The sequence below is a fragment of the Limnohabitans sp. T6-5 genome (genome assembly GCF_003063315.1).
In the GTDB taxonomy this organism is placed as follows: Bacteria; Pseudomonadota; Gammaproteobacteria; order Burkholderiales; family Burkholderiaceae_C; genus Limnohabitans_A.
Genome location: NZ_NERV01000003.1, coordinates 36,566 through 48,363, shown reverse-complemented (window position 1 = coordinate 48,363; position 11,798 = coordinate 36,566). Strand labels below are relative to the sequence as shown.

10 protein-coding genes are annotated in these 11,798 nt (G+C 55.4%); 2 read left to right on the top strand and 8 right to left on the bottom strand.

The features are described 5' to 3' along the window. Positions 1-61: 61 nt before the first annotated feature. A complete protein-coding gene (rsmG, locus tag B9Z51_RS12135; protein WP_108375097.1) occupies positions 62-718 on the bottom strand; it encodes a 16S rRNA (guanine(527)-N(7))-methyltransferase RsmG in 657 nt (218 codons plus the stop codon). Next, positions 715-2,685: a tRNA uridine-5-carboxymethylaminomethyl(34) synthesis enzyme MnmG gene (gene mnmG, locus B9Z51_RS12130; RefSeq protein ID WP_108375962.1), complete on the bottom strand. Its 1,971-nt coding sequence runs from the start codon at positions 2,683-2,685 to the stop codon at positions 715-717. The genes rsmG and mnmG overlap by 4 nt, the downstream gene beginning before the upstream one ends. A 266-nt stretch (positions 2,686-2,951) precedes the next feature. On the opposite strand from mnmG, the gene B9Z51_RS12125 reads away from it, so the two are divergent. Next, on the top strand, positions 2,952-4,262 hold the full coding sequence (locus B9Z51_RS12125; protein WP_108375095.1) for a Glu/Leu/Phe/Val dehydrogenase: 1,311 nt from the start codon (positions 2,952-2,954) through the stop codon (positions 4,260-4,262). Between the two features lie 3 nt (positions 4,263-4,265). On the opposite strand, the gene B9Z51_RS12120 is transcribed toward B9Z51_RS12125, so the two are convergent. Continuing rightward, a complete protein-coding gene (locus B9Z51_RS12120; RefSeq protein ID WP_108375961.1) occupies positions 4,266-4,739 on the bottom strand; it encodes an Lrp/AsnC family transcriptional regulator in 474 nt (157 codons plus the stop codon). A gap of 119 nt (positions 4,740-4,858) precedes the next feature. Between B9Z51_RS12120 and B9Z51_RS12115 the strand changes: the two genes are divergently transcribed. Then, positions 4,859-8,395 carry an indolepyruvate ferredoxin oxidoreductase family protein gene (locus tag B9Z51_RS12115; RefSeq protein ID WP_108375093.1) on the top strand — a complete coding sequence of 1,179 codons (3,537 nt, stop codon included), beginning with the start codon at positions 4,859-4,861 and terminating at the stop codon, positions 8,393-8,395. A gap of 92 nt (positions 8,396-8,487) precedes the next feature. Here B9Z51_RS12115 and minE read toward each other — a convergent pair whose 3' ends face one another. From minE to B9Z51_RS12090, 5 genes are all read right to left on the bottom strand, one after another. Continuing rightward, positions 8,488-8,748, bottom strand: coding sequence for a cell division topological specificity factor MinE (minE, locus tag B9Z51_RS12110; RefSeq protein ID WP_108375091.1), 261 nt, complete (start codon positions 8,746-8,748; stop codon positions 8,488-8,490). A 3-nt stretch (positions 8,749-8,751) separates the two neighbouring features. Continuing rightward, on the bottom strand, positions 8,752-9,564 hold the full coding sequence (gene minD / locus B9Z51_RS12105) for a septum site-determining protein MinD (RefSeq protein WP_108375960.1): 813 nt from the start codon (positions 9,562-9,564) through the stop codon (positions 8,752-8,754). A 44-nt stretch (positions 9,565-9,608) separates the two neighbouring features. After that, positions 9,609-10,373 (bottom strand): septum site-determining protein MinC, encoded by a 765-nt coding sequence (gene minC / locus B9Z51_RS12100; RefSeq protein WP_108375089.1) that lies wholly within the window; start codon positions 10,371-10,373, stop codon positions 9,609-9,611. 287 nt (positions 10,374-10,660) lie between these two features. After that, entirely contained in the window at positions 10,661-10,870 is a 210-nt protein-coding gene (locus tag B9Z51_RS12095) for a DUF2788 domain-containing protein (RefSeq protein WP_199227527.1), read from the bottom strand. Further along, complete coding sequence (locus tag B9Z51_RS12090; protein WP_233254949.1) at positions 10,870-11,649, bottom strand: DUF2189 domain-containing protein; 780 nt, start codon at positions 11,647-11,649, stop codon at positions 10,870-10,872. The genes B9Z51_RS12095 and B9Z51_RS12090 overlap by 1 nt, the downstream gene beginning before the upstream one ends. Positions 11,650-11,798: the final 149 nt, after the last annotated feature.

Genomic DNA, 11,798 nt, shown 5'->3' with positions numbered 1-11,798 from the left:
TTTCACCAAGCTCTGTTTCACGTGAAACAAAGTGCCCTCTGACGAGCGGTATCAGCCGTCCTCAAGATTGAGGCAAGAGATCGGGTTTCATCCAGACCATGCACCGATCTACATCCAGGCCCGGCACTGTCAATGGTTCCACGTGAAACACTTTCACGTCTGCAGGCAAAGCATCGATTTCATCTTGAGGGTGTTTGCCCTTCATGGCCATCCACACACCCCCTTCTGCCAAAGCCGAGCGTGACCATGTCACAAAGTCTGGCAACGAGGCAAAGGCACGAGAGCAAATGACCTGGTACGGATCGGTCAGTGACTCCACCCGGGCGTGCAAACCCTTCAAATTGGGGAGCTTCAGGCTCACGGCCACTTGCTGCACAAATGCCGCTTTTTTGGCCACCGTATCCACGCAGGTTACATTCAACTCGGGCATGCAAATGGCCAGAACCACGCCGGGCAAACCACCACCTGAACCGACATCCAGCACCCGCATGGACTGGCCCTGGGTGTAGCGGGCCAAAGGGGCAAGGGCCGTCAGACTGTCCAGCAGATGATGTGTCAGCATGTCAGCGGGGTCACGCAAGGCCGTGAGGTTGTAGACCTTGTTCCACTTCTGAATCAGGCCCATGTAGTCCAGCAAACGCTGCTGCTGTTCTGGAGACAACTGCAAACCCAGCGTCTGCGCGCCAGTGCTCAAGCCTTGAGCCAAAGTCTCAGTCATGCGTTTTGGCTTTCTTCCACGGGGTTCATGAAACCTTTGAACCCACCCTTCTTCAGGTGAATCAAGAGCAAGGACACGCTGGCTGGCGTGATGCCCGAAATGCGTGAGGCTTGACCCAGGGTTTCAGGGCGATGTTTGGCCAGCTTCTGGCGGGCCTCAATCGACAAGGCGGAGACCTGCATGTAATCCAGACTTTCAGGCAAGCGCAGGTGTTCGTAAAAAGCAGCCCGCTCCACTTCACCTTTTTGCCGATCGATATAACCCGAATACTTGGCAGCGATCTCGACCTGCTCGATCACCGTGGCACTCAAATCGCCCAGCGTTTCACGTGAAACATCGGGCGAAGCATGACGACCACCGTCCATGCCCATCAAACCGTCATACGACACATTGGGTCTGCGCAACAAGTCAAACAGATTGTGTTCATGCTCAATGGCTTTACCCAAAACCCGAACAGATTCTTCGGAAGGCAGGTTACGAGGGTTCACCCAAGTCGCTTTCAAGCGCTCTGTTTCACGTGAAACAGCATCGCGTTTGCGGCTGAAAGCATCCCAACGCACATCGTCCACCAACCCCATTTGACGACCCACTTCCGTCAGACGGGCATCTGCATTGTCCTCACGCAATTGCAAGCGGAACTCCGCCCGGCTGGTAAACATGCGGTAGGGCTCAGTCACGCCTTGCGTCACCAGGTCATCCACCAACACACCCAGATACGCCTGATCGCGCGCGGGTGTCCAAGGCGCATCACCCCGGCACTGCAGTGCAGCGTTGATGCCCGCAAACAAACCCTGGGCAGCGGCCTCTTCATAGCCGGTCGTGCCATTGATTTGGCCGGCAAAAAACAAGCCATTGATCTGGCGCGTTTCAAAGCTGTTTTTCAGCGCACGGGGGTCAAAGTAGTCGTATTCAATGGCATAGCCGGGGCGCAGGATGTGGCAGTTCTCCAGCCCTTTCATCGAGCGCACCAAGTCGTACTGAATGTCAAACGGCAGACTGGTTGAGATGCCGTTGGGGTAATACTCGTGCGTGGTCAGGCCCTCAGGCTCCAGAAAAATCTGGTGGCTGTCTTTGTCGGCAAAGCGATTGATCTTGTCTTCCACACTCGGGCAATAACGAGGACCGACGCCCTCAATCTTGCCAGTGAACATGGGGCTGCGGTCAAAGCCGGAACGGATGATGTCGTGTGTGCGCTCGTTGGTGTGCGTGATCCAGCAAGGCATTTGCTGTGGGTGCATCTCAGCCTTGCCCATGAAGCTGAACACAGGCACCCCTCCTTCGGGGTTCATGCCGCCGGGCATGCCATCTCCAGGCTGCTCGGAACACTTGGAAAAATCGATGGTGCGGCCGTCCAGTCGCGGAGGCGTGCCGGTTTTCAATCGACCTTGGGGCAACTTGAGTTCTTTCAGGCGCGCCGACAAACTCACCGCTGGCGGATCGCCCGCACGACCAGCGGCATAGTTTTGCAAACCCACATGGATCTTGCCGTCCAAAAACGTTCCGGCGGTCAGCACCACGGTGCGCGAACGGAAACGAATGCCCACCTGTGTGACAGCGCCAACCACCCGATCGCCTTCGACCATCAGGTCATCCACCGCCTGCTGAAACAGCCACAAATTGGGCTGGTTCTCCAGCATCCGGCGAATGGCAGCCTTGTACAGAATACGGTCGGCCTGGGCGCGGGTGGCGCGCACGGCCGGGCCTTTGGAACTGTTGAGAATGCGGAACTGAATGCCCCCTTCGTCCGTGGCCAGTGCCATGGCACCGCCCAAAGCGTCGACTTCCTTGACCAGGTGACCCTTGCCAATGCCCCCAATGGAAGGATTGCAACTCATCTGCCCCAGGGTCTCGATGTTGTGGCTGAGCAAAAGTGTCTTGCAGCCCATGCGGGCTGACGCCAGTGCCGCTTCGGTCCCGGCGTGGCCACCACCGACCACGATCACGTCGAATTCTTGAGGGTAAAGCATGAAAAGTCTGCCTCGTAAAAAAGGCCAAAAAATAGGCGCCGCCTGCGCCATGGGCCGCCCTGCCACGGGGTCGGCTGAAGGTGCTGATTTTACAGGCAGGGTCCAATGACGGGCCAAAAACAGGACAAGAACCAAAAACATGCCCCATCGCCAAGTCATGCACAAAGCGCATGAGCTAACAGCCAAGCGGCCTTGGACAGCGCATCATGGGCTACCTAAGATTCCAGACACCCTGCAACATTTTCAGCGCTTCAAGAAAGGAACCCATGTCCAGCACATCCTCAGGTCAGACGACCTTCAGCCACTACACATTGCCCTCTTATCTCGATGCCCAACACTTGGGTCCGTGGGGCATTTACCTGCAACAAGTTGACCGGGTCACCCCGTACCTGGGCAACTTGTCACGCTGGGTCGAGACGCTCAAACGCCCCAAACGGACCCTGATCGTGGATGTGCCCATTGAGCTGGACAACGGCACCATGGCCCACTTTGAAGGCTACCGCGTGCAGCACAACACCAGCCGTGGCCCTGGCAAAGGTGGCGTGCGTTTTCACCAAGATGTGACGTTGTCTGAAGTCATGGCTTTGGCAGCCTGGATGTCGGTCAAGAACGCTGCCGTGAACCTGCCTTTTGGTGGTGCCAAAGGGGGCATTCGTGTCGACCCCAAAACCCTGTCACGCGGTGAACTCGAACGCCTGACCCGCCGCTACACCAGTGAAATCGGCATCATCATCGGCCCGACCAAAGACATTCCGGCGCCCGACGTGAACACCAATGAGCAGACCATGGCCTGGATGATGGACACCTACTCCATGAACATTGGCGGGACAGCATCGGGTGTGGTCACGGGCAAACCCATAGCGCTGGGCGGGTCCCTCGGCCGCCGAGAAGCCACAGGTCGTGGCGTGTTCACCGTGGCGCAGGAAGCGGCTCGGCACATCGGACTGGACATTTCACATGCACGGGTGGCCGTGCAAGGCTTTGGCAATGTGGGCGGCATTGCTGCCAAGCTGTTTGCACAGACCGGTGCCCGGGTGGTGGCGGTGCAAGACCATGGCGGCACGATTTACAACGAGGCGGGTCTGGACGTGCCTGCCCTGCTCCAGCATGTGGCGCAGCATGGCAGCGTCCAAGGCTTCGAGCAGGCTGAGGTGATGCCCGATGCGCAGTTCTGGGCAGTGCCTTGCGACATCCTGATTCCAGCGGCACTGGAACAACAAATCACTGCTGAGAATGCCGATCAAATCCAGGCACGCATGGTGATTGAAGGAGCCAACGGGCCCACCACGCCTGAGGCTGACGACATCCTGCATGAACGAGGCATCCTGGTTGTGCCCGACGTGATTGCCAACGCAGGTGGCGTGACGGTGAGTTACTTCGAATGGGTGCAGGATTTTTCCAGCTTCTTCTGGAGCGAAGACGACATCAACAACCGACTGGTGCGCATCATGCGTGAGGCCTTTGCCGGCATCTGGCATGTGGCTGACGAACACCACATCAGCTTGCGCACAGCCACCTTCATCGTGGGCTGCACCCGCATACTGCAGGCCCGTGAACTGCGGGGCTTGTACCCCTGAAGTTCATTGGAGCGTTTGCAAGGGCAAGGCCCCAGCGGCCTTGACCTCGCCCAGCGAAAAGCTGGTGTGCAGGTCTTTGACATTGGGCAAGTTCAACAGCACATCGCGAGCAAATACACTGAATGCATTGAGATCACGACACACCACCTGCAGCTCAAACGTGCCTGTGCCGCTGATGTAATGGCAAGAGATCACTTCCGGAATTTTGAGGATCGCCTCTTCCAGTTGACGCGTCACATCGCCCCGGTTGCGCTCAGCATCCAGGCGCACAAAGGCAAACACATCGAGGCCCACCTTGTGCCGGTCAATCTCGGCGCGGTAGCCTTTGATGACACCCGACTCTTCCAAAGCGCGCACGCGCCGCCAGCAAGGGGCGGCCGACAAACCAACGCGCTGCGCCAATTCGGCATTGGTCAAACGACCGTCTTTTTGCAGTTCGTTCAATATGGCCCAGTCAAATTTATCCAATGTTTCCAAAATACTCATTTCTCAGCAAGATTCTTTCAAATCATAGGGCAAATCCTGTCACATAAAGCAAGCATCTGTCAACGGCATCGGCCTACACTGTTCAACAAGTTTCATTTGCAGGACACACCATGAACGCCCCCTTGCCCGATTCGATTCGCCAGGCTTTGGAAACAGTGACATTGGACGACAAATACAGCCTCGACGTGGGCCGTGCGTTCATGAGCGGCGTCCAGGCCCTGGTCAAACTGCCCATGCTGCAACGCCAACGTGACGCCTTGCAAGGCAAAAACACCGCAGGATTCATCAGCGGCTACCGGGGCTCCCCTCTGGGCAACTATGACCAATCCTTATGGAAAGCCAAAGAGCACCTGAAAGCACAAAACATTGTTTTTCAGCCGGGTGTGAACGAAGAGCTGGCTGCCACCGCTCTGTGGGGTACGCAGCAGCTGGGCTTTGCCCCGGCAGGCTCCAACCGCTTTGATGGTGTGTTTGGCATTTGGTACGGCAAGGGGCCGGGTGTAGACCGTTGTTCTGACGTGTTCAAACACGCCAACATGGCTGGCACCACACCCTGGGGGGGCGTGCTGGCGGTGGCAGGCGATGACCATGTGGCCAAGAGCTCTACCGTCGCCCACCAAAGTGACCACATTTTCAAGGCCTGCGGCCTGCCTGTCTTTTTCCCGACCAGCGTGCAAGACATCCTCGATCAGGGCGTACACGCTCTGGCCATGAGTCGTTTTGCGGGCATCTGGGCGGGCATGAAAACCATCCAGGAAATTGTCGAATCCAGCGCCACCGCGCACATTGACCCCGAGCGTGTGCAGATCGTGTTGCCTGAATTCGAGATGCCGCCCGGTGGCCTGCACATCCGCTGGCCCGACAACGCACTGGAACAAGAAGCCCGCCTGTTTGACTACAAATGGTATGCAGCGCTGGCCTACATCCGGGCGAACAAGCTCAACCACAATGTCATTGAAGGCCCGCATGACCGCTTTGGCCTGATCGCCAGTGGCAAAGCCTACAACGACACGCGACAAGCCCTGCTGGACCTGGGACTGGATGACGAGCGCTGCCGCCAACTGGGCATCCGTCTGCACAAGGTGAATGTGGTGTGGCCGCTCGAAGCCCAAACCACACGCGAATTCGCCACCGGTTTGCGCGAAATTTTGGTGGTGGAAGAAAAGCGCCAACTCATCGAATACCAGCTCAAGGAAGAGCTCTACAACTGGCGTGATGACGTGCGCCCGAACATTCTGGGCAAATTTGATGAAAGCGAAGGTGATGTTTCCGGTGGTGAATGGTCGATTCCCAACCCGACTGAACGCACCTTGCTGCGCGCCAATGCCGATTTGACGCCCGCCATCATTGCCCGTGCCATCGCCAAGCGGTTGAAAAAACTGGGGCTGGACAGCGACACCACGGCGCACATGGACGCGCATCTGGCCGTGCTGGATGCCAAGGAAAAAACCATGCAGACACTCAACTTGGGTGCCGATTCCGAACGTCAACCATGGTTCTGCTCAGGCTGTCCACACAACACGTCCACCAAAGTCCCAGAAGGCTCACGCGCGATGGCCGGCATTGGCTGCCATTTCATGAGCATCTGGATGGACCGCAGCACCGTGGGCTTCACCCAAATGGGAGGCGAAGGTGTGCCATGGACAGGTCAGCAGCCCTTCAGCAACGAAAAGCATGTGTTCGCCAACATCGGTGACGGCACATACTTCCACAGCGGTTTGCTCGCCATTCGCCAAAGCGTGGCATCTGGTGTGAACATCACCTACAAAATTCTTTACAACGACGCCGTGGCCATGACCGGTGGCCAACCCGTGGGTGAACGGGCAGAAGGCCACAGCGTGGTGCAAATTGCACAAAGCATGCGGGCCGAAGGTGCCCAGCGCATCGTGGTGGTGACCGACGAACCTGACAAATACCAGGGCGTCACTTTGGCTGAAGGCGTACGCGTGTTCCACCGCGACGAACTCGACCGCATCCAGCGCGAGATGCGCGAGATCCAGGGCACCACCATCATCATTTACGACCAGACCTGCGCCACCGAAAAACGCCGTCGTCGCAAACGCGGCACGATGGTCGACCCGGCTGTCCGCGTGATGATCAACGAAGAAGTCTGCGAAGGCTGTGGCGATTGCGGCGTGCAGTCAAACTGTCTGTCGGTCGAACCGCTCGAAACCGATTTGGGCCGCAAGCGCACCATCAACCAAAGTACCTGCAACAAGGACACCAGCTGCCTCAAGGGCTTTTGTCCAAGCTTTGTCACCGTGGAAGGTGGTCAATTCAAAAAGAAATCGACCACCACCACCCACACCTTCACGCCCGCTGACCTGGGCTCCTTGCCTGAACCGACATTGCCCGACACCCCCCATCCATGGGGCATGGTAGTCGCCGGTGTCGGGGGCACAGGCGTGATCACCATTGGTCAATTGCTGGGCATGGCGGCGCACATGGAAGGCAAAGGCATCGTCACGCAAGATGCAGCTGGCCTCGCCCAAAAAGGGGGTGCCACCTGGAGTCACATTTTGGTCGCCGATTCACAAAGTGACATCCGCACTACGCGTGTCAGCATGGCGGCAGCCGATCTGATTTTGGGATGCGACCCGATCGTCTCTGCATCCAAGGAAACCTTGCTGCGCATGCGCGCAGGCCGCACCCATGTGGCTCTCAACAGCAGCAGCACCCCCACAGCTGCATTTGTGAAAAACAGCAACTGGCAAAACCCGGCTGAACAATGCATCGCTGAAATCATCCAACAAGTGGGCGCAAAAGGGGTGGGCAGCTTCAATGCCGACTTGTTGGCCAAAGAACTGATGGGTGACACCATTTATGTGAACCCCATGATCCTGGGCTATGCCTGGCAAAAGGGCTGGATTCCCTTGCATCATGAATCCCTGGTGCGCGCCATCGAACTCAATGAAGTGGCGATTCAAAACAACCTGACCGCGTTTGAATGGGGGCGCCACGCGGCGCACCATCTGGACACACTCATGCAGCATGTGCAACCGGCACAGGTCATCAGCTTTAAAAAGCGCGAGAGCCTTGAAGACATCATGGTCAACCGCATCACGCGTTTAACGCACTACCAAAATGCTGCTTACGCCGAACGCTATCGCGTCTTCGTCGAACGCGTCAAAATGGCTGAAACGCCTTTGGGCAAAACCATTTTGAGTGAAACTGTGGCCCGACATCTGTACACCTTGATGGCTTACAAAGATGAATACGAAGTGGCCCGTTTGCATACCCAAACAGCATTTCTGGAACGCATTGCAGACAGCTTTGAAGGGGACTACAAAGTCCACTACCACCTGGCGCCTCCTCTTCTGGCCAAACGCAATGACAAAGGTGAATTGATCAAACAAAAGTTCGGCCCGACCATGCAAACCGGCTTCAAGATGCTCGCTCCGCTCAAAGTCCTGCGCGGAACGTCATTCGATGTGTTTGGCTACACCGCAGAGCGGCGCACAGAACGTGCCTTGATCAGTGAATACCAACAGCACATCGAAAGCCTGCTCACCGACCTGAACAACGACAAGCATGCTCATGCCCTGGCTGTGGCACGCGTGCCTGAAAACATCAAGGGATATGGCCACGTCAAGGAACGCAACCTGAAAGCAGCCCGAGCCTTGTGGGCCTCACTGAAAGTGGTTTGAAGACAGCAAATTGTCGGACTCTGCGAATACCAAGGTGCAAAAAAGCCATCCGAAAGGATGGCTTTTTTTTATGAGCATCGGGCTGAAAAAAATCAGCGTGCGTCAGGTAATTCAATCTTCACTTCCAGAACTTCCAGGTTGTCTTGGCGCTCCAGATTGACCTTGATGTCTTCCAGATTGATCTTGATGTATTTGCTGATCACAGCCACCAACTCACGCTGCAAATCAGGCAAATAGTCAGGCTCCGCCGCGTTGCGACCGCTGCGCTCATGCGCCAGGATGATCTGCAAGCGCTCTTTGGCAACGCTGGCCGTTTGCTTCTTTTCGCCTGCGAAGAAGGAAAGGAAAGACATGATTTAACCCCCAAACAGACGTTTGAAGAAGCCCGCTTTTTCCGCATCAATGAACCGCATGGGTTTATCTTCACCCAAAAATCGATCGATCACATCCTTGTAGGCTTCCGACACATCGGTGTTGGCCATGTGAATGGCAGGAGTGCCCTGATTGGAAGCCTGCAACACCTTGTCGCTTTCAGGAATGACACCCAGCAGCTTGATGCGCAAGATGTCCTGGATGTCCTGCAAAGACAGCATCTGACCATCTTCCACGCGATGAGGGTTGTAGCGCGTGATCAGCAAATGCTCTTTGATCGGCTCCAGACCTTCAATGGCGCGCTTGGTCTTGCTGCCCAACATGCCCAAAATGCGGTCAGAGTCGCGCACGGAAGACACTTCAGGGTTGGTCACCACCAGCGCTTCGTCCGCAAAATGCATCGCCATCAGGGCGCCGGTTTCAATGCCGGCAGGCGAATCGCACACGATGTATTCAAAACCCATGGTGCTCAGGTCATTGAGCACCTTCTCAACACCTTCTTGAGTCAGGGCATCCTTGTCACGGGTTTGTGACGCAGCCAAAACATAAAGGTTTTCGCACTGCTTGTCCTTGATCAAGGCCTGGTTCAGGTTGGCCTCGCCCTGGATCACGTTGATGAAGTCATAGACCACACGGCGCTCACAACCCATGATCAGGTCCAGATTGCGCAAGCCCACATCAAAATCGATGACCGCTGTTTTAAAGCCTTTGAGGGCCAGGCCTGTAGCGAAACTGGCACTGGTCGTGGTTTTGCCAACGCCACCTTTGCCGGAAGTCACAACGACGATTTTTGCCATGGGGGATTCTTTCTTGGACAAAATAAAAAACAAGATCTCAATTTTCAGGGTTTCAAAGGTGTGATCAACAACTTGTCACCCTCCGGCCCTGATTGCAGGCAAACCTGCGCAGGCATGGACAGCACGTTCTTGGCCAGTGGATTTTCACTGGTGCGGTACACCCCTGCAATAGAGACCAATTCAGGTTCCATGGACTGCGCAAAAATGCGGGCATTCACATTGCCACGGGCACCGGCAATGGCTTTGCCGCGCAAAGCGCCATAAATATGGATGTTGCCATCGGCAATGACTTCAGCCCCTGGATTGACAACCGCTAAAACGACCAAATCCCGGCCTTTGGCATAAACCTGCTGACCGGATCTCAAAGGCTTGTCTATCACCATGGCACCTAAGGCCACAGGTGCTGGCGGTGGTGCAAGCACAGGCTGTGGTGGCGCAACAGGTTCAGCAACAGGCACAGGACGCCGTATACGGGCATCTGAAGCATTGACCAAGCCCAGACCTGCCGCAGAGGCCAACAGCGTCTCCTGGGCCCCTTTGATGGCCAAAGGGATCAAGCCATGTTGACGGAGAACCAAAACCAGCTCTTCCAAGTCCAAAGGAGCATCAGCGGAATTCGAACTTAAAGCACTAACGTCAATGACCAAAGGTTCTTGATCAAAAAAATCAGGACTGTCCGCTAATTGCTGTGTTAACGCAGCCGACACGCTTTGGATGTGGGTGGTTTTGAGCAACAACGCCACCAATGGCAAATCAGCGCTTTTGATGTCGTAACAGTGAGAAAAAGGGGCTTCTGAAACGATGGCCATGGTGCCGTGAACGGTGGAAAGGTGCAAATCTTAACAGCGCAGTTGTTATTTGTTATTTCTCTATAGTTTTAAATATCAAAATAGCAGTAGTAGATAAGGGCAGCGCTTGGTTGTGGACAAGGCATTTTTTTTTCGTTCTGACAACCACTTAGCGCAACGGCAAACATGTGGGTGTCCCTGCTTTTGGCGTGTCTTCGAAATATGAACAACTTCAGCGATGGACCCCGGGCTGTGGATAACTGCACACTTGCTCTTTTTTTATCCACAGGGTTGTGGGTAACAGGCGATCAGCGCCCAATCACCCATTGAATGACGACTTTGGCCACGAAGCCGAGCATGCCAAATGCCAAGCCCAAAAAAATTACAAAGGTGCCAAATTTTCCAGCTTTCGACTCCCAGGCCAGTTGGCCAATGATGAACAGCATGTAGAGCATGAAAGCGCCAACGCCCACAGTCAGGCCAAACCAGGCGAATTGTTCTTCGGTGAAACCAAACATCACTGTTCACCTTGTCCTGTCATGCGTTCTTCCAGATCAGACACATCGACCAAATGGCGATACGCATGCCAGCTTCCATGGCCGAGCATGGGCACGATCAGGATCAGACCCAGAAAAAGCGAAAAAATGCCCAGAATGGAAAACCCGATGATCAAAAAAGCCCAAAGTGCCATGGGAATTGGGTGAGTCAACACCGCTTTCCAACTGGTCAAAACCGCCTGCAACACCGTGACCTTTCGGTCAAGCAGCAAAGGCATGGACACCACACTTGAAGCAAACACAGGAGCTGCCATCATTCCACCCAGGCCCAACCAAATTTCAAACAAGGGGTTGTCCGGGCTCAGAACCACCAGACGGATGAAATCAACAGGGGTATGAATGGGGGCGGGCGCCATCAAGGTGATCAGGGCTGCCGAGGTGATGACCCAGCCCGTCGCTGCCATGCCCAAAAGAAGTCCGAAGCGGATCAGGCTCCAGTAACTGTCTGGTTGGTGGCGCAACCTCAATTGCCACTGTGTCCAGGTTTGAACCAGTAAATCAAAATTGACGGTTTCACCACGTTCCATGGCGCGGCTCATGGCGTACAAGCTGGTGGCCAGAACAGGCGCTATCACCAGAAAACCGGACAAATAACCGGCCAGCAACCAAAATTGGTCATGGGCCAGCAAGGTGATGAAACCACCAAAAATGGCCAAAAACAGCCCATGCATCAAGCTCAAAAAAGGTGCACGCGCCAAGTCTTTGAAGCCCAGGGCCAGCCATTGCATGGGCTGATCCATGGCGATGGGCAAGATGGGAGGTAAAAAAGGTTCAGACCGTGTCTGAGTGGAATGGGGTGGGGTGTGTGAGCTCATTTCTCAAGCTTAACCATCCGCTGTGGGGTGCGATTTGATGTGGGTCAATTCTTGAAAATGAATCAAAAAAGGCT